General features: G+C 36.0%; 15 protein-coding genes. 6 read left to right on the forward strand and 9 right to left on the reverse strand.

All coding sequences use genetic code 11. The features are described from left to right. Positions 1 to 48: 48 nt before the first annotated feature. The 4 genes from AEQU1_RS01345 (at position 49) to AEQU1_RS01360 (ending at position 2,524) form a co-directional block, all read left to right on the forward strand. Positions 49 to 441, forward strand: coding sequence for a hypothetical protein (locus AEQU1_RS01345; RefSeq protein WP_146743698.1), 393 nt, complete (start codon positions 49 to 51; stop codon positions 439 to 441). Between the two features lie 66 nt (positions 442 to 507). After that, on the forward strand, positions 508 to 948 hold the full coding sequence (locus tag AEQU1_RS01350) for a PepSY-like domain-containing protein (RefSeq protein ID WP_111878181.1): 441 nt from the start codon (positions 508 to 510) through the stop codon (positions 946 to 948). A 58-nt stretch (positions 949 to 1,006) separates the two neighbouring features. Next, positions 1,007 to 1,771 (forward strand): phosphatase PAP2 family protein, encoded by a 765-nt coding sequence (locus AEQU1_RS01355; protein WP_111879017.1) that lies wholly within the window; start codon positions 1,007 to 1,009, stop codon positions 1,769 to 1,771. Positions 1,772 to 1,780: 9 nt separating this feature from the next. Next, positions 1,781 to 2,524: a hypothetical protein gene (locus AEQU1_RS01360; protein WP_111878182.1), complete on the forward strand. Its 744-nt coding sequence runs from the start codon at positions 1,781 to 1,783 to the stop codon at positions 2,522 to 2,524. 72 nt (positions 2,525 to 2,596) lie between these two features. Here AEQU1_RS01360 and AEQU1_RS01365 read toward each other — a convergent pair whose 3' ends face one another. From AEQU1_RS01365 to uvrC, 9 genes are all read right to left on the reverse strand, one after another. Further along, the gene (locus AEQU1_RS01365; protein WP_111878184.1) at positions 2,597 to 3,037 is read right to left on the reverse strand and encodes a hypothetical protein; all 441 of its coding nucleotides are present in this window, start codon (positions 3,035 to 3,037) and stop codon (positions 2,597 to 2,599) included. Between the two features lie 100 nt (positions 3,038 to 3,137). After that, positions 3,138 to 5,945 carry a TonB-dependent receptor domain-containing protein gene (locus AEQU1_RS01370; RefSeq protein WP_111878185.1) on the reverse strand — a complete coding sequence of 936 codons (2,808 nt, stop codon included), beginning with the start codon at positions 5,943 to 5,945 and terminating at the stop codon, positions 3,138 to 3,140. 185 nt (positions 5,946 to 6,130) lie between these two features. Continuing rightward, positions 6,131 to 7,354 carry a peptidoglycan DD-metalloendopeptidase family protein gene (locus AEQU1_RS01375; protein ID WP_111878187.1) on the reverse strand — a complete coding sequence of 408 codons (1,224 nt, stop codon included), beginning with the start codon at positions 7,352 to 7,354 and terminating at the stop codon, positions 6,131 to 6,133. A gap of 26 nt (positions 7,355 to 7,380) precedes the next feature. After that, on the reverse strand, positions 7,381 to 8,157 hold the full coding sequence (locus AEQU1_RS01380) for a DUF3108 domain-containing protein (RefSeq protein WP_111878188.1): 777 nt from the start codon (positions 8,155 to 8,157) through the stop codon (positions 7,381 to 7,383). A gap of 103 nt (positions 8,158 to 8,260) precedes the next feature. Further along, a complete protein-coding gene (gene hppD / locus AEQU1_RS01385; protein ID WP_111878190.1) occupies positions 8,261 to 9,421 on the reverse strand; it encodes a 4-hydroxyphenylpyruvate dioxygenase in 1,161 nt (386 codons plus the stop codon). A gap of 171 nt (positions 9,422 to 9,592) precedes the next feature. Next, positions 9,593 to 9,865, reverse strand: a complete 273-nt coding sequence (locus AEQU1_RS01390; protein ID WP_258455077.1) for a four helix bundle protein — start codon at positions 9,863 to 9,865, stop codon at positions 9,593 to 9,595. Between the two features lie 64 nt (positions 9,866 to 9,929). After that, positions 9,930 to 11,087 carry a homogentisate 1,2-dioxygenase gene (locus AEQU1_RS01395; RefSeq protein ID WP_111878192.1) on the reverse strand — a complete coding sequence of 386 codons (1,158 nt, stop codon included), beginning with the start codon at positions 11,085 to 11,087 and terminating at the stop codon, positions 9,930 to 9,932. A gap of 60 nt (positions 11,088 to 11,147) precedes the next feature. Continuing rightward, a complete protein-coding gene (locus AEQU1_RS01400) occupies positions 11,148 to 13,421 on the reverse strand; it encodes a patatin-like phospholipase family protein (RefSeq protein WP_111878193.1) in 2,274 nt (757 codons plus the stop codon). Beyond that, a complete protein-coding gene (uvrC, locus tag AEQU1_RS01405; protein WP_111878195.1) occupies positions 13,411 to 15,207 on the reverse strand; it encodes an excinuclease ABC subunit UvrC in 1,797 nt (598 codons plus the stop codon). The genes AEQU1_RS01400 and uvrC overlap by 11 nt, the downstream gene beginning before the upstream one ends. A gap of 137 nt (positions 15,208 to 15,344) precedes the next feature. On the opposite strand from uvrC, the gene AEQU1_RS01410 reads away from it, so the two are divergent. After that, positions 15,345 to 15,761, forward strand: coding sequence for a hypothetical protein (locus AEQU1_RS01410; RefSeq protein ID WP_146743699.1), 417 nt, complete (start codon positions 15,345 to 15,347; stop codon positions 15,759 to 15,761). Positions 15,762 to 15,824: 63 nt separating this feature from the next. Beyond that, positions 15,825 to 18,047 carry a TonB-dependent receptor gene (locus tag AEQU1_RS01415; RefSeq protein WP_111879018.1) on the forward strand — a complete coding sequence of 741 codons (2,223 nt, stop codon included), beginning with the start codon at positions 15,825 to 15,827 and terminating at the stop codon, positions 18,045 to 18,047. Positions 18,048 to 18,104: the final 57 nt, after the last annotated feature.

Below are 18,104 nucleotides of genomic sequence, written 5' to 3' on the forward strand. Positions count from 1 at the left end.
ACCTGCTCAATAAATTTGTTTTTTATTCGTTAAACATTTGTGTTAAAAGTGCTAAAAATTCTCTTTCTATCATTTTACACATTGGGAACATTTTGTTTGCCGATGGGAAATTTCTCAATATTACCAGACCTTCCGGAAATGTATAGCCACTGCAAAACACACGAAGATAAAGACATGACCCCATTCGATTTTGTAACGGATCATCTCTTGAATTTTGACGGAATATTTGACAAACACGATAACGGCGACGAACAAAAACCACACACTCCACTCCAAACGCAAAACCATTCACAAATAACCTTATTTCAGTTTATAAGTCCGCTCACCTTTAAAGCAGCTATTTTTAAAAATATTGAACCAAAAGAAATCATTTATACTTCCGAGGATTTTTTGGTCTCAAATTACACTTCAAAGGTTTTTCACCCTCCTATAACTGCTTGATTTATATTTTTATAACTTCGTTTTAATTTCAAGCGGAGCAATCAGTATTAATTTAAACAAGCAAAAATGAAAAATATATTTTTCTTTGCCTTGGCCGTTATATTGGCCAGTGCAGCAGGTTGTGCACAAAAAAAAGTGCCAATCGAAGTAGATTCCGCTTTCAAAATAAAATTCTCCAACGCCACAAATATTTCTTGGGATAAAGAAAATGATCACGAATATGAAGCCGAGTTCCAAATATGCGGCGCAAAATATTCTGCAAACTTTTCTGATGCTGGAAAATGGCTGGAAACTGAGCATGTAATTACTTATAATGAACTACCCCAAGCAGTAAAGCAAAACTTTATAGCCACCCATAAGGATACCAAAGTAAAAGGGGTTGCAAAAATAGAAACTTCAATAGGGTCCACGAATTATGAAATAGAGATAAAACAACTTTTCGGCACTAAAGAATTGTTTTATGATATTAACGGAAAAGAATTTCAGGATGGGGATTCAGAGGATTGATTTAACCCAAAAGGCAACACGTAAAAACGTGTTGCCTTTTTTAAAACCTACAGAATTTATGAAAGCTAAACCCATAATTCTTTTATTATTCCTAACAATCAATACTGTTTTTTCTCAGGAAATTATAAAAACAGATAGTATTGTAACTATAAAAAAGGAATATCTAAAATTTGATTATAAAGCATTAATTATTCCTTCCGCCTTGATGGCTTATGGAATTATTGGTATTGAAAGTGATGGTTTAAAAGGGCTCAACGCAAATATTCAGGAAGAAGTTACGGAAGATATTGACGATAAATTTACTATTGATGATTTCTCACAATACGCTCCTGCATTGGCGGTTTATAGCCTTAATCTTTTTGGCATTGAAGGCAAAAATAATTTCAAAGACCGAAGTATTATTTTGGGAACTTCCTACTTTCTTATGGGAACTTGGGTTTCTGTAATGAAGAAAACAACCCATATACAAAGGCCGGACAAAAGTGGGTTCAATTCTTTTCCCTCGGGCCATACAGCAACCGCTTTTGCAAGTGCAGAATTTTTGTGGCAAGAATATAAAGATGTGTCATTATGGTATGGAATATCAGGATATTTGGTTGCTACGGGAACGGGATTTTTCAGAATATACAATAATAAACACTGGCTTACAGATGTGGCAATGGGTGCTGGTATAGGCATTATATCCACAAAAATCGCGTATTGGGTTTTTCCACTTATAGACAAACACATCTTTAAGACAAAAGAAAACAAAACTACAGCGATGGTTGCGCCTTTTTACAACGGAAAACAGCTAGGGGCAGGAATTTTACTTAACATTAATTAAAAAAAAAACATGAAAACTTTAAATAAAGTAGCAGAGATTACATTAATCTTCTGGTTAATGAAAATTATTGCTACGACGCTTGGTGAAACTCTGGGTGATTTTTTATCAATGACTCTTAACTTGGGATATGCAATAGGTATAGTTATAACGGCAGTTTTCTTTTTGACTGTTCTCTTAATACAATTGTTTTCAAAAAAATACATTCCAGCTTTTTATTGGCTGGTCATTATAGCAACTACAACTTTGGGAACTGAGATTTCAGATTTTATGGATCGTAGTTTGAATTTGGGCTATACCCTCGGTAGTATTATTTTGCTTGGTTGTTTGTTGGCAACATTATTATTATGGCATAAAAGATTTAAAGGCTTGAGTGTATTTCCTATTTATGAAAGGGATAAAGAAATTTTTTATTGGGTTGCAATTTTATTTTCAAATAGTTTGGGAACTGCCTTTGGAGATTACCTTAGCGACGTGATTGGAATGAGCTATTTGAACGGTGCACTGGTTACTGCGAGCATTATATTAATTGTAGTATTGCTACATTACTTTACCAAAATAAACCAAATTGTCCTGTTTTGGATTGCCTTTATTTTTACCCGTCCGTTTGGAGCAACTTTTGGAGATTTTTTAACCAAACCAACTACAAAAGGTGGCTTGGATCTTGGCACGCTCAATGCTTCTATTGTTTCGATAATACTTATTGGCATATTGATTTTTGTATCTCACAGGCGTCTAAAAACTAAAGCAGAATAGCTTTTTTATTTTAAATAAGAAATCCTGCTGAAAATTAACAGCAGGATTTTTTTTATATAAAATATGTAATTTTTAGAACCATTGGCTCCACGGAATTCTGCTTAGCATTAAAACCAGTGCAATGGTATAAAATATTGCGAGGATTTTAAATTTTCCGCTCGAAAGCAATTTCTTTTTGTGTTTTGAATAACCGATTGTAATAAAAATTACCGTCAAAATCATAACCATCGGGTGTTCCACAGCGTAAAGACGGGCGTTAGAATCTTTCATTACTGCACCCATTCCAGAATTGGTAATATTCTGCAATCCCAAGGGGGAAACAAAATATAAAATTAAACCTATCAATAATTGAATGTGTGTAACAATAAGAGCGAAAAGTGAAATTCTAAAATCTTTTGCCCCGTATTCTCTTTTTGAGAAAAAACCCGCAAGGGCATTCAATGTTGCCAGTACTACAATAAGAAGCACTAAATAAGCCCAGTAGGAATGTATAAATTGAATAGTTGTGTACATACGTGTATTTTTTAAATGTCCTTCAAAGATAGGTTATTTATACAAAAAGAAGTCCTGGAATATTCTTCCAGGACTTCTTAGTTAATTCTAAATTTAATGCTTAGAAATTAAAACGAACGCTGGTATTCCAAGTAGTTCCAAAACCAAAGAAAACACGGTTTTGAGTTGAAATACCATCATACGTAGTATCTCCTTCGCCAGCAAATATATTGGTTTCAGATTCTGAAATATATGTTTCATTTAAAACGTTATTAACGTTTAAACGGAAAACCAAATCCTGATTATTGATAAAAGGTACGCTCCAAGATAAGCCTGCATCTAACAATCCATAACTTGGAAGTTCCAAAGATCCGTCATTATCGGCAGTTGCAAAATCTGTAGCATTTATGGAAGCGTAAAGTTTGTCTGCAAAACGATAGTTGGCATCAATTTTTAGATTTTCCAAAATATGAACAGCTGTACCCAAGCTAGCCGTAAATTGTGCGGCATCACCTACTTTAATGTCATCCAAATACAATGTACCTACACTCTCCTGTCCGTTCACAATAATAGGTTGGTTGCTTTCATCAAAAAAGGATGCCGAAACGTTGCCTTTATAACGCCAGTCTCCGTATGAAACCATACCCATAAATTCAAGTACGCTATTTACACGAGCAGTAAAATCAAATTCTGCACCCATATGCACTTGCTTTATACCTTGAAGGTTAGCAGTTCCACGAACATCATCTCCTGAATCATCTGGAGTGTTGTTTACATCAATATTCTGTGAAATGGTTGAAAATCTATCAGCCCAACTTGTGCGATACAAATTAATGTTTGCACGAAAACCTCTTGTTCTAAATCCGTATCCAATTTCAGTTCCAATAATTTTTTCGTTTTTAAGATCAGTATTCACATCATTGGAAACAAAGCTTGGAAAAACTGCATCAAATAAAGGTTGTTTTGAATAGTAACCAGCATTCGCAAAGATGTTGTTTTTTTCATCAATGTTAAAGTTAACTCCTCCTTTTACATTTCCTCCTAAGATATTTTCAACATCTGACTCTTGTTCTGGATCTGAATCCAAATAGTTGAAATAATCGATTCTCTGGAATCCTTGATTTGAAACCGCACCTTGGATAAACGCAGAAATTGCATCTTGTGAATATTCCAATTGTCCAAAAGCTCCAAGCCAACTTACTTTACCATCATTGTAATAATCAATTTTTTCTTCGTCATCAATACTTTTGAAAACGTTAAGTGTATTACCAACGGTAGGTTTATAGGTTTCATTTAAAAACCTGTAAGGGCTATTTATGTTATCGCTGTCTACATAAGTATCACCACCTAAAAGATCTACTAGTCTTCTATAGTGATATCCTGTGTAAGAACGTAAATCAACTCCTAGATCCATCGTTAATGATTCGCTTAATTTTGTTTCGAAGCTAGATATTAAACCAAACCAGTTGTGGGAGTTTACAGAAGATCTTTGGGAGATACCATTTTGTGGGCCTCTTACATAACCATTGTCATCCACAAATGAAGAGCTGCTGCTGTTTCCATTTACAAAAGCACCTTGAAAGGCTCCACCGCCTCCTGTATATCCTTGTCTTGGGCCACCAAAATCTGGAATGTTGGCTCCGTTGTTCCATGCGACAATATCATCAACTCGGATGATACCGTTCTCATTTTTGAAAACACCAGAAAAAGATTGTTGTCCGTTAATTCTACCTATTGAACCAACTGATCCACCACGACCAAAGGAAGCGTATGCAGAAGTGCTAAGTTTTGATTTTTCACTAATAGTCCAATCCCAGTTTAAGGATGCTAATGGTTTGTGATAAAAGTTTCCGCCAAATGTAAATTCCTTACCATTGCGTATACCCCAATCACTATTGTATTTAATACGTGGCTCTCCGTCTTTACCATATTTTATGTAGTCATTCAATGATGGTGCAAAACCACGTTGATTGTGTTGCTGTGGTGCTCCAGTAAGCGTAAATTCAAATTGGTGTTTGTCATTTGGTTTAAAGCCAACTCCAATATAATAGTTGTAGCCTTCAAACTCAGTACCATCTACATATCCATTCCCTTCAGTTCTACTTACCAAGAAAGAGCCAGACCAGCCGTTTTCTGAAAGACCTGTTGAATAAGAGATTACATTTTTTAAATAATTATCATTTCCAACACTTCCTGAAAAAAATCCGCCTTGCTTTCTATCAGCACTGCGCGTTACAACATTTATGGTTCCACCAACAGAAGAAACCGTAAGTTTTGATGAACCTAAACCTCGTTGTACTTGAATAGCAGAGGCAACATCTGAAAGACCAGCCCAGTTACTCCAATACACCTGACCATTTTCCATATCATTAACTGGAATACCATTAATAAGTATAGCAGAGTTTTGAGTGTCGAAACCACGAATGTTTATACGTGCATCTCCAAATCCACCTCCTTGCTTGGTAGCATAAATAGAAGGAGTATTATTTAAAATTTCAGGGAATTCCTGTGATCCAAGTTTTTCTTGAATTTCTACAGCACGAATGGTTGAAACGGCAACCGGAGTTTGACGATCCTTCGCTATATCAACTACTCCAGAGGCAGTAATAACAACTTCTTGCAATGCATTTGCATCAGGCAACAATACAATTTTCCCTAAATTAAGGGCATTGTTTTGTAAAGTGTAAGAAATTGTTTTAGTCTCATAACCAACGAATGAAATTGAAACATTACCTGAATTTTTAAGAACCTTCAAGGTGAAATTTCCATCAAAATCGGTGATTGCACCATTTGAAGTGCCAACTTCTAAAACATTGGCTCCTGCCAAAGTCATTTGGGATTCCGAATCAATTACTGTTCCAGTAACTGTTCCTTGTGCAAAGGCAGAAAACCCGCCTAATAGTAAAATAAGAAATAATAATTTTCTCATGAGTTTGAGTTTTGGTTTAAAATTTCGGCAAAAATACAATCTTAAATAGATTACAACCAACTATTCTTATTAAGAAATCTTTAAGAAAAATAATTGCTAATAAAGATAAAAATTTAAGCCTAAACCACTGAATACCCAACAGTTATTTAATAACATATTATCAACATGTTAAATCTAAGATAAGTTTAAAAAGAAATGCAGTCCAAATTATCCTTCATTGGAAGCAGATTTGCAAAATATTGCTCGTGAAGTTCTTTAGGAAGTGGTTGGGAAAATGGCGTATCTTCTTTAAAAGGATCTACTTCTTTTCCGTTTTTCCAGAAACGATAACAAACGTGTGGACCACTGGTGTTCCCTGTCATTCCTATCCAGCCAATTACATCGCCTTGGCTTACATGTTGTCCCGCTTTTACGTTTCTGGCTTTCATATGAAGGTATTGGGTTTCGTAGGTGCCATTATGCTGTATTTTAACGTAATTTCCATTACCTCCTCTTCGTTCAGACTTTGTTACCACGCCGTCAGCGGTTGCCATAATTGGGGTGCCTACTGGCGCCGCAAAGTCGGTTCCTCGGTGCGGACGTAGTTTGAAACCATAATATTTTATGCGTCTGTTAAGGTTGTAGCGAGAAGATATACGGCTAAATGCTACTGGAGCTTTCAAAAAAGCTCGCTTTAAATTATTTGCATTTTCATCATAATAACCTGAGATTTTTCCCAAAGAATCTGAAGAAAATTTAAAGGCATACAAATGTTTCCCTCCATGTTCAAAATAGGCAGCTTTTATTTCTTGAAGTCCACCAGGAATAGTGTCTTCTATAAATTTCTCGGTATAAATTACTTTAAACCGATCTCCGGGTTGCAATTTAAAAAAGTTAATGGTCCACGCGTAAATATTTGCCAGTTGATCCGTCATATAAGGACTTAAGTTCTGCTCCTCCATAGTTGCGGATAGCGAACTGGTTATTACACCAGACGCTTCCCGTTCTTCATAACGAACTGGTTTTTGACTATTAAAAATAGAAAGTGTGTCTCTAAAATCTACTACGGCATAGTCCACGTTATTGGTTTCATAAATAAAAACCTGGGTTTTTTTAAGGGAATCTTTGGAATTTAGGAGCACATAAGGTTTACCTACTACTATTTTGCGCACATCAAAACTATCACGGAATTTAGTGGCTACTTGCATTATTTTTTCCTGGGAAACACCATTTGCAAACAGAATATCACCAAAAGTATCGCCCTTTCTAATGGTATCTCTTACTACATCAAAGTCATTGAGAGTATAACCATATTGTTTTATAATAGGATCTGCTACAACCTTGTTTGTCTCGGCTATTTTGTCTTTTTTGTTTTCACAAGCGGTACTAAGCAGGATAAGTGTTAATGCGGCTAAAATTAAATTCTTCAATGCTGGGGGAATTTTCGGTATTATATTTATTGATCTGCTAATATTTTAAAGGAATGTTGCAATCCTTTAAATTCGGTCAAGGTTGCTTTTAGGGAACCTACAGCCAAATCTGCTTTTATGAGCAGCGGTATTTTATTGTTATCATCACTAATCCAAACTGTTAGACTTTCCTTTTCTTTAAAAACCCTTCCTGATTGTACGTATGGTCTAAAAATCAAAGTTCGGACGCGCCCAAAATTAGTATCTAAAATCTCTTTTCCAAGGAATTTGAGCCTGAATTTATAATTTTCTTTGTCAAAAAACATGTTCATTTCAACTACATCACCTTCTTTGATGTTTTCGGTTTCCAATTTATTCCGGAGGAAATAAAACGCCGAGATCATATCCTGCGTTTCCTTTGGGAAAGAAAACACTGTGGTTTCATTCTTTTTCTTATCGTTTACAGATGCTCTATTTGTGGAGTGATTGAAATCAATCTGAATGTCTTTGGTGTAACCGCCTTCGTCAATTTTTCTTATAAATCTGTACGGAATGTCCTTTTCCTTGTCAATATAGGATTGATAATCGTCTTCAACTTTAAAAAACCATTTTGAGACACCTACGGTTTCGCCAAAGCCGCGCACGTGGAAAACATCTTTTCCGTTTACTGTGGCATTTTTTACATTGAGAGTTGCATAACCAGCTGTAACAAAACCATAATGTACACGAAATTTGAAATATTCGCCATTGCCGTAAGCTCTTTCCTGTGCGGAAAGAAAAAATATATTACAAAAAAGAATTAAAAGCGTTAGCAGCTTTTTCATAAATAGATACTTTGGGTGTTTATGGCTTTAAAAATACAACTACCATTCCAAAAAAATAAAACCCCACCTTCTTAAGACGATGGGGTTTTAAAATTGTTACATATTATAAAGTTCCTCTTTGTTCCTGTTCGCGTTCAATGGACTCAAAAAGTGCTTTAAAGTTTCCAGCTCCAAAACCTTTTGCACCCATACGCTGAATGATTTCAAAAAACAGTGTTGGTCGATCTTCTAAAGGTTTTGTGAATATTTGAAGCAGATAACCTTCTTCATCTGCATCAATCATAATAGAGAGATTTTTTAGCTCGTTGATGTCTTCCTTCATCATTTTCATGTGATCGCCCAATCGGCGTGGTATATCATCATAATAAGCTTGCGGTGGTGGCGGCAAAAATTCTATGCCACGTTTTTTGAGTTGGCTTACCGTTTTAATAATATCATCCGTTGCAACGGCTAAATGCTGCACTCCTGAATCTTCATAGAAATCAAGATATTCTTCAATCTGCGACTTTTTTATTCCTTTAGCGGGTTCGTTAATCGGAAATTTAATACGTCCGTTACCATTACTCATCACTTTGCTCATCAGCGCTGAATATTCGGTGTGTATTTGCTTGTCATCAAATGAAAGGAAGTTTACAAAGCCCATTACGTCCTCATACCATTTTACCCATTTGTTCATTTGACCCCAGCCTACGTTTCCAACCATATGATCTATATACTTAAGACCCGTTGGAGTTGGGTTGTAATCACTTTTCCATTCACGGAAACCTGGCAAAAATTGTCCGTTATAGTTTTTACGTTCTACAAAAATATGCACAGTTTCGCCATACGTATAAATTCCGCTGCGTACTACTTCACCGTGTTCATCTTTTTCTACAGTAGGTTCCATAAAAGGTTTGGCACCACGCTTGGTTGTTTCTTCAAAAGCGCTGCGCGCATCTTCAACCCATAGAGCAATAACTTTAACACCATCGCCGTGTTTAACTAAATGGTCATTTATTGGAGAATTGCTATTTAAAGGTGTGGTAAGCACCAGCCTAATTTTATCCTGTTTTAAAACATAACTCACAGAATCACGTGAACCTGTTTCCAAACCTTTATAGGCGTATGATTGAAAACCGAAGGCCGTTTTATAAAAATGGGCACTTTGTTTTGCGTTACCCACGTAAAATTCTACGTAATCAGTTCCTAATAAAGGCAGAAAATCTTCAGCGCCTTCAAATATTTTTTCCAGTCCGTAATCGACTGATTTTACTTCTTTGCTCATAATTAAATATTCAATTAGTTTATGTGTCAATTAGCGAATTAGTGATAATAAATACCTAATTAATCCCCAATATTATTTTCTATTTCTTTTTGCTGGAACTTATAATTTTATTTAAAATTTTTAAAATTCCGTTAAACTTAAGTAGTTCCTCACTACAGTTGGGATAGCCCTCTATTGCTGACAAACAAATAACCAGTATTCTGTTTCGTCTGCTTCTTTTAATGCTATTTTCATTTTATGAATGAAATCAGCACTACTTTCAGCATTTTGAGCTTCTTTGGCATTTGCTCCAATTGAAGTGGCCGATTTTAATATTTGGTTGGCCAGTACAAATTTTCGTTTTTCTTCTAATTTCTCAGCATATAAAACTATTGCAACAGCAAACTCAAATGTTTCCTTTAATATAACATTATCCTTATACTTTTCACTGAATGTAAATTGCATAATAAATTTAAATATCACTATTAGTTAAACACCCCATTCGCTAATCAACTAATTCGCAAATTGACTATTCTAGCCAACTTTGATAGTACGTTCCATCAGAAAGTTTCAATCCATCCTCTGTAACTTGCAAGGGTTTGAAAGTATCTACCATCACTGCTAGTTCTTCTGTTTTAGTTTTTCCTATACTTCGTTCTACTGCGCCAGGGTGTGGCCCATGAGGAATTCCCGCTGGGTGAAGGGTGATTTGTCCTGCTTCAATATCGTTTCGACTCATAAAATCACCGTCTACATAATACAACACCTCATCGCTATCAATATTGCTATGATTGTATGGCGCTGGAATGCTATCCGGATGATAATCATAAAGGCGAGGTACAAAACTACAAACTACAAACGCATCCGTTTCAAATGTTTGATGCACTGGTGGCGGTTGGTGAATTCGGCCTGTAATAGGCTCAAAATCGTGGATAGAAAAAGCGTATGGAAAATTGTAACCGTCATACCCCACTACATCAAAAGGATGTGAGGCGTAAACCATTTCAAAAATATCATCGTGCTTTTTCACTTTTACCAAAAACTCGCCTTTTTCATCATGGGTTTCAAGTTCTTGGGGTTTGCGAATATCGCGTTCACAATAGGGTGAATGTTCAAGCAATTGCCCAAACCAATTTCTATATCTTTTAGGTGTATAAATTGGCCTTCGCGATTCAACAATAAAAAGACGGTTGTCTTCTGTTTCAAAATCTATTTGATAAATAATTCCGCGTGGCACTAAAAGATAATCCCCGTATTTAAAATCGATATTCCCTAAAAAAGTTCGCAGTTTTCCGCTCCCTTTGTGAATGAATATCAGTTCATCAGCATCCGTATTTTTATAAAAATAATCTTTTAGAGATTCTTGGGGAGCGGCAAGTATAATGCTGCAATCGCTATTTGTAAGTACTGTTTTTCGGCTGCTGAGATAATCTTTTTCAGGTTTTATATCAAAACCCTTCAATCGCAAAGATTCCATATTATTAGCGCGCGCAATCTTTGGTGCAACACTGTACTGCTTTTTAATTTCCTTTACCTGTGTGGGTCTGTATTCATGGTAAATATTACTGTACATCCCATCGAAACCTATGGTGCCAAAAAGTTGCTCTGAATAGAGACTTCCATCCGGTTTTCGGAATTGGGTGTGGCGTTTGGGCGGTATTTTGCCCAGTTTATGATAGAAAGGCATAATTTGAAATTTTGTACACAAATATCGGAAAAATATTGGAGCTAAACGTTTAAGTTTATGCTAAAACCGATAGCCTAAAGCCACATACCATTCACTTTTGTCTAGTTCGGGAGAATAGGAATATTTAATTTCCATGGGGCCCAAAACTGTTTCCAAGCCATAGCCCGCGGAAATTCCCGAGTAATCTACTCCATCTATCCACTGCCCTGTCTCAAATAGATCGTTACCAATATTGGCTATGTTTGCCGAAATATTTATATGGTTCTTTCTGAATATTTCATAATCAAATGTAAGTGTAGATTTAAGATAAGTATTTCCGCGAAGTGAAATTGTTTCATATCCCATAAATGGAATAATATTGTTCATCTCCTTAAAACCATATCCTCCTAGCGCAAAATCAAGTGTAGTGGTTTCAGGCCCACCCCATTTAAACCCCCCTTCAGCAGTCATGTGTGCAGAAAAATTTCTAAAAAATGTATGCGCATAACCCATTTTTGCCTTTGCAAGTGAAAATGGTTCAAAATCTTTATTACGCCCGTGAGCCAAAAGATACCAGTGAAAGTCGCCAGAAAAATAAATGCCACTTTTTGGGAAAAAGCTATTGTCATAGCTGTCGTATTTCAAAAACCCAAAAGCACTATAATAATTAGTACTCTCAAAAACGGTGCGCGGCAAGTTGTTTTCATCAGTACCAATAGTTTCAGATAGATATCGCAGGTATTTATGTTCTCCTCCCAAACCAAGAATAAAGGTTCTACGGAAAAGTGTTTCAATATAAAGCTGATTGGTGAAATCGCTATACTTTACTGATAGTTTATTAATAGGCAACGAAAGCTCTGCATTTAGATCGGCCCCAACAAAACTCAACGGCACATCAGTTTCAAAAAAGTGATATTTTGAATTGAAGCCTACACTCCAGTAAAAACCTTTGTCTATATAATATTCAAAATTATAGCGAAGATTATCCCCCGCAATCAAATCTAAAGACGCAATATCATTATTAGTAAAAAGCCGTTTTTTTGTTATATTCACTAAAGCGGCCGTTTTAAAAAGATCATCATAATGTGCTGCAAAACGAAGCATCATAGAAGAATTGCTTTCTCGCAATTGTAAGAGCAACGTATTTTCATTGTTATCATCTTCAAAAAGTTTATAGTTAATATCTTGAAAATTTCCCGTTGCCGATAGATTGTTGATGCCTTCGCTAAAATCTTTATACGAAATTTTGTCTGGAGTTCTCAATTTGAGTTTTCCCAATACATAACTACGAGTGTACTTTTCGATTCCCTCAATTTTTACTTCCTTTATAAAAATAGTGTCTTGGCTTTCAAAGTTAATTTTCTCCTTTTCAGCATGTTTTTGTTGGGAAGCCAGTTTTGCAAGTTCCTCCTTAAAAGAATCTGCTGCATCAACACCGGAGGCTATAATATTTTTCCCATCATCAAAAGATACAACAGAAAAATCCTCAATATTTGGGTGTATATAAATATCGGTTTGTTTGCGCTTTTCAATCATATCTTTAATAGTTCGGTAATTGTTTATCTGTACCAAAACATCAAAAGCAGATTTTAAATTATTACGGGTTTTAAGGCTGTCCTGCACATCAATTCCTATAATAATATCCATTCCTTTAGCGCGCACTTCGTTAATGGGATAATTGTTTACAACGCCTCCATCAATTAAAACCTTATCATTAATTATAACAGGACTAAAAAGTGACGGTAATGCTCCGCTAGCTGTAACTGCCCGTGGAAGATACCCGTGATCTAAAATAACTTCTTTGCCCGATTCCACATTTGTTGCAACGCAAAAAAATGGAATTGGAAGTTCACTAAAATCTGAAATAGTACTAACGTGACTGGTCAATTTTGAAAGCAAGTTGTAAATATTCTGCCCCTTTGAAAGTCCCGTAGGTAACCCAACTTTAAATCTATCAAAGGGCAAAACCAACGCATATTTTTCAGCCTCCTGCTTTTCGTAAAAAGTTTTTGCGCTGCGCGGTATATCATCTTGTATTAAGACACTAAAATTTGTTTGGCTAAAAATACTGTCAAGCTGGTTTGCAGAATATCCCGAAGCATATAGCGCCCCAATAATAGCCCCCATACTGGTGCCTCCAATATAATCAATACGAACACCCGCTTCTTCAATTACTTTTAAAGCTCCAATATGCGCAAGTCCTTTTGCGCCACCGCCACTCAATACGAGACCTACTTTTATATCCTGTTCGTTTTTTTCTTGTGAAAAGGAAAGGGTTGATATTATCAGGAATAATATAAAGGGTAATTTCTTCAATATGGGATTGTTGGAATGTTGGAAAAAATTATTTTTCATTTTTAAAATGTTCTATCAACTTGTTCGCGCGGCTTGCGCCAACAACTTTTGAGAGCTCTTCAAAATTGGCGGAAGCAATCCGTTTGGTACTCTTAAAATGCTTTAATAATTCAACAACCGTTTTTTCTCCAATTCCAGGAATTGTTTCCAACTCTGTGTTTAAAGCCTGTTTACTCCGCTTACTTCGGTGAAAGGTAATGCCAAAACGGTGTGCTTCATTCCTTAATTGCTGGATTATTTTTAGGGTCTCACTTTTCTTATCCAAATACAATGGAATTGGATCATTGGGATAAAACAATTCTTCCAAACGTTTCGCAATTCCTACGATCGCTATTTTTCCGCGTAACTCTAACTTGTCCAAACTTTTCAAAGCTGAGGAAAGTTGGCCCTTCCCCCCATCTATGATGATAAGTTGTGGTAATGGTTGCTCTTCGTCCAACAATCTTTTGTAACGTCGATACACAACTTCTTCCATCGAAGCGAAATCATCCGGACCTTCAACGGTTTTTATATTAAATTTACGATAATCCTTTTTACTGGGTTTTCCATCTTTAAAAACTACACAAGCCGCCACTGGATTTGTACCTTGAATATTACTATTGTCAAAACATTCAATATGTCGCGGTTCCTCGCTCAACCTTAAATCTTTTTTCATCTGTGCCATGATCCGTTTTTCGTGGCGGTCCGGATCTACTATTTTGGCTTGCTTAAAACGCTCCATTCTGTAATATTTAGCGTTCCTTTCTGAAAGGTCCAGAATTGCCTTTTTGTCGCCGAGCTTTGGCACATGTACTTTTATATCCTCACCCAATTCTACTTCAAAAGGCAGATATATTTCATTGGTAAGTGAATTGAAACGCTGCCGGATTTCAACAATTGCAAGTTGAAGTAATTCTTCGTCAGTTTCATCTAGTTTCTTCTTTATTTCCAAAGTGTGCGACCGGATAATTGCCCCATGTGAAAGTTGAAGAAAGTTTATATAACCATAACTTTCATCAGAAATAATTGAAAACACATCTACATTATTAATCTTCGGATTTACGACCGTGGATTTTGATTGATAATTTTCCAAAACATCAACCTTTTCCTTTATACGTTGCGCCTGCTCAAACTTTAAGTCTGCCGCCAACTCCTTCATTTGGCTTTTAAATTTATGTAGCGAATCTTTAAAATTTCCCTTTACAATATTTCGGATCGCTTCAATATTTTCGTGATATTCTTTTTCCGAATAGAAACCTTCACAAGGACCGGCACAGTTTCCCAAATGATATTCCAAACAGACTTTATATTTGTCTGCCCTTATTTTTTCTTCAGAAAGATCATAATTACAAGTACGTAGCGGATATAAACCTTTTATTAAATCTAATAAAGTATGGACGGTTTTCATACTGGTGTACGGACCATAATATTCTGAACCATCTTTTATCATTCTCCGAGTTGAGAAAACTCTCGGAAAACGCTCGTTTTTAATACAGATCCACGGATAGCTTTTATCGTCTTTCAGCAACACGTTGTATCGTGGCTGATAATTTTTTATTAGATTGTTTTCCAACAAAAGCGCATCAGTTTCGGTTTTAACAACTATGTGCTTTATAGTCTCAATTTTCTTCACCAAAAGCCGCGTACGGTTGTTGTCGAAGTTTTTTGTAAAATAGGATGAAACTCTTTTTTTAAGGTTTTTTGCCTTGCCCACATACAGCAATTTCCCATCTTTATCGTAGTACTGATAAACGCCGGGCGAATCGGGAAGTGTTGAAATTTGAAGAGTTACCGAAGCATTGGCCATAGGTTCAAAGATACTTTATGTTTTGTTTTTTAAGGAATTTTTCCACTATCAAAAATAGTTAAGAAACGGTTAAAAGGAAGATTTTGAAAATCCAAGAGTGCAAACATTGCGTATCTATTATAACCAACTGAATAAAAATGCCTAAAAGCAAATTTCATATTTCTTTTAAAAAGCATTTCGTGCTTTTCCTTTCGGCCTTGTATTTGCTCAACCCGATGCAGAAACAAATTGCAGAGGGAATGCACACCTTTTCGCACGTGATGACGCATACAGATTATTCGCACCACGAAGAAGATCATTTGTTAGGCCTTGAGCATACACATAAACACAAGATAATTACTTTTTTCTCCAAAATATTTTCTTCGGAAGAAAACACAAAGAATCACGATGGCGTGTTTTTCAACTATACTATGGATAAACATTTTGCGCAAGAATATCCAGCAATACATTTTAAGTTTAAGTCAATTGTTGAACACATATACTACTTTACTTTTCATATTCCGAAAACCGTTAAAACCGTTCCCAGTACACCTCCAGAAACATTCTTTTCATAGTTTTTGCTGAAAGAAAAACCTTCTTTCAACCCATTTAATTATTCGAATTTAAACCAATCACCCATGAAAAGAACAATCTTATGGGGACTACTGCTATGCTTTGGAATTGCGCAATCACAATCGCTGAAAGGAAAAGTTGTAGACCCAAATAACAAACCGCTGGAAAACGTGGCGATTTTTGACCGCAACTCCGGCAACCACACGCACACAGATTCTTTTGGAAAATTTTCACTTGAAACCGTGAAGGAAAATGACCACATTAGCTTTTCAATTTTAGGCTTTGCAACCTATGAATACTCCGTTACGTCCGAAAGTTTTGCAGAACCATTAAATATAACTTTAGATGAAGCTGCGGTTTCTTTGGAACAAGTAACCATAACCCCTGAAGTAAATACACTCAGCCAAATTGTAGCCGTAGATTTAAAAATAGCACCAGTAAAATCATCACAAGAAATACTCCGAAAAGTTCCGGGACTTTTCATTGGCCAACACGCCGGCGGTGGAAAAGCAGAGCAGATATTTTTACGAGGTTTTGACATTGATCATGGAACGGACATAAACCTTTCCGTGGATGGAATGCCTGTAAATATGGTATCGCACGCACACGGACAAGGTTACAGCGATTTGCATTTTGTGATCCCCGAAACAATCGATAAAATTTCCTTTGGGAAAGGGCCCTATAATGCAGAATACGGCGATTTTGCTACCGCGGGCTATGTAGCTTTTAAAACTTTGGATAGGCTAGATAAAAGTTCTGTTTCCGTTGAATATGGTCAGTATGATGCTTTTAGAACAGTTGGTCTATTCAATCTTTTGGATACAAAAAACAGCAATGCCTATGTTGCCGCTTCGCTGAATACTTTTAATGGCCCTTTTGAATCACCTCAGAATTTTAATCGCTTTAATATGATGGCGAAGTATAATCTAAGCTTACCCGACAATCAAAAACTAAAGCTTACCGCTTCGCATTTTCAAAGTAAATGGGATGCTTCGGGGCAAATACCTCAACGTGCAATTGATAATGGTTCAATTGGGCGTTTTGGCGCCATTGACGATACGGAAGGTGGAAACACCAGCCGAACAAATTTGCTGATAAATCATTCAAAATTACTTTCAGAAAATAAAAAATTGGAAACCAAAGCGTATTATTCGCATTATGATTTTGAACTATTTTCAAACTTCACTTTTTTCTTGGAAGACCCTGTAAATGGCGACCAAATTGCACAGCGCGAAGACCGAAATATTCTGGGTTTCCAAACCGAATTTTCAGATAAAATAAATTCAGGAAATCTCGATTTTAAATACACCGCCGGACTTGGCATGCGTTATGACGATGTGAACAATATAGAACTTTCACACACCAAAAATAGGTATGAACTCCTGAACAGATTAGCTTATGGCAATGTGGACCAAATAAACAGTTTTGCATTTTTAAATACCGAATTTAGATTGGGTGATTTCAAAATAAATCCAGCAGTTCGGCTTGATTATTTCAAGTTTGATTATGAAAATAAATTATCTCCAACATACGACAATCGCAGTGAAAGCAAAGTATTCGCGAGCCCAAAATTAAATTTTATTTATAGCCCGAACCGCGATTTCCAATTGTTTCTTAAAACAGGAATCGGCTTTCACTCCAACGATACGCGAGTAGTTGTTGCTAACAGTGGTAAAGATATTTTACCCGCAGCCTATGGCGCAGATTTGGGTGGAATTTATAAACTAACCGACAATCTTATTTTTAATACAGCCTTTTGGGCTTTGTTTTTGGAACAGGAATTTGTATACATTGGCGATGCTGGAATTGTAGAGCCAAGTGGAAAAACACGTAGATTGGGTATTGACTTTGGGTTGCGCTACGAAGCTTTGGATTGGCTATATTTTTATGGCGATGTAAACTATACATACGCCCGAAGTACCGAACAACCTAAAGGAAAAGATTATATACCACTTGCTCCAGATTTGACCTCAACGGGAGGAATTGCTTTTGAAAATATTTCAAATTTTTCTGGAGGATTGAACTATCGTTATATTAAAGATAGAGCCGCAAACGAAGATAATAGTATTATCGCTGAAGGGTATTTGGTGACCGATTTCAATATAAATTATACGTTCAGAAACTTCGTTTTTGGAATTGCTATTGAAAATCTTTTCGATACGGAATGGAATGAAACCCAATTTGCAACTGAGAGTAGATTGTTTGACGAACCGGAATCTGTGGAAGAAATTCATTTTACACCCGGAACCCCTTTTTTCTTAAGAGGAAAAGTAACCGTTAATTTTTAACTAATGATTTTATTGGCAATGTTCTTTTTGGTTAAATTGCACGCAGAATAATTAACT

This window comes from Aequorivita sp. CIP111184 (assembly GCF_900489465.1).
Lineage (GTDB): Bacteria > Bacteroidota > Bacteroidia > Flavobacteriales > Flavobacteriaceae > Aequorivita.

Bases quoted from the DNA above. Each gene is read 5' to 3' on its own strand.
- AEQU1_RS01350 (WP_111878181.1), top strand. From the start codon at position 508: ATGAAAAATATATTTTTCTTTGCCTTGGCCGTTATATTGGCCAGTGCA.
- AEQU1_RS01355 (WP_111879017.1), top strand. From the start codon at position 1,007: ATGAAAGCTAAACCCATAATTCTTTTATTATTCCTAACAATCAATACT.
- AEQU1_RS01360 (WP_111878182.1), top strand. From the start codon at position 1,781: ATGAAAACTTTAAATAAAGTAGCAGAGATTACATTAATCTTCTGGTTA.
- AEQU1_RS01365 (WP_111878184.1), bottom strand. From the start codon at position 3,037: ATGTACACAACTATTCAATTTATACATTCCTACTGGGCTTATTTAGTG.
- AEQU1_RS01370 (WP_111878185.1), bottom strand. From the start codon at position 5,945: ATGAGAAAATTATTATTTCTTATTTTACTATTAGGCGGGTTTTCTGCC.
- AEQU1_RS01380 (WP_111878188.1), bottom strand. From the start codon at position 8,157: ATGAAAAAGCTGCTAACGCTTTTAATTCTTTTTTGTAATATATTTTTT.
- hppD (WP_111878190.1), bottom strand. From the start codon at position 9,421: ATGAGCAAAGAAGTAAAATCAGTCGATTACGGACTGGAAAAAATATTT.
- AEQU1_RS01390 (WP_258455077.1), bottom strand. From the start codon at position 9,865: ATGCAATTTACATTCAGTGAAAAGTATAAGGATAATGTTATATTAAAG.
- AEQU1_RS01395 (WP_111878192.1), bottom strand. From the start codon at position 11,087: ATGCCTTTCTATCATAAACTGGGCAAAATACCGCCCAAACGCCACACC.
- AEQU1_RS01400 (WP_111878193.1), bottom strand. From the start codon at position 13,421: ATGAAAAATAATTTTTTCCAACATTCCAACAATCCCATATTGAAGAAA.
- uvrC (WP_111878195.1), bottom strand. From the start codon at position 15,207: ATGGCCAATGCTTCGGTAACTCTTCAAATTTCAACACTTCCCGATTCG.
- AEQU1_RS01410 (WP_146743699.1), top strand. From the start codon at position 15,345: ATGCCTAAAAGCAAATTTCATATTTCTTTTAAAAAGCATTTCGTGCTT.
- AEQU1_RS01415 (WP_111879018.1), top strand. From the start codon at position 15,825: ATGAAAAGAACAATCTTATGGGGACTACTGCTATGCTTTGGAATTGCG.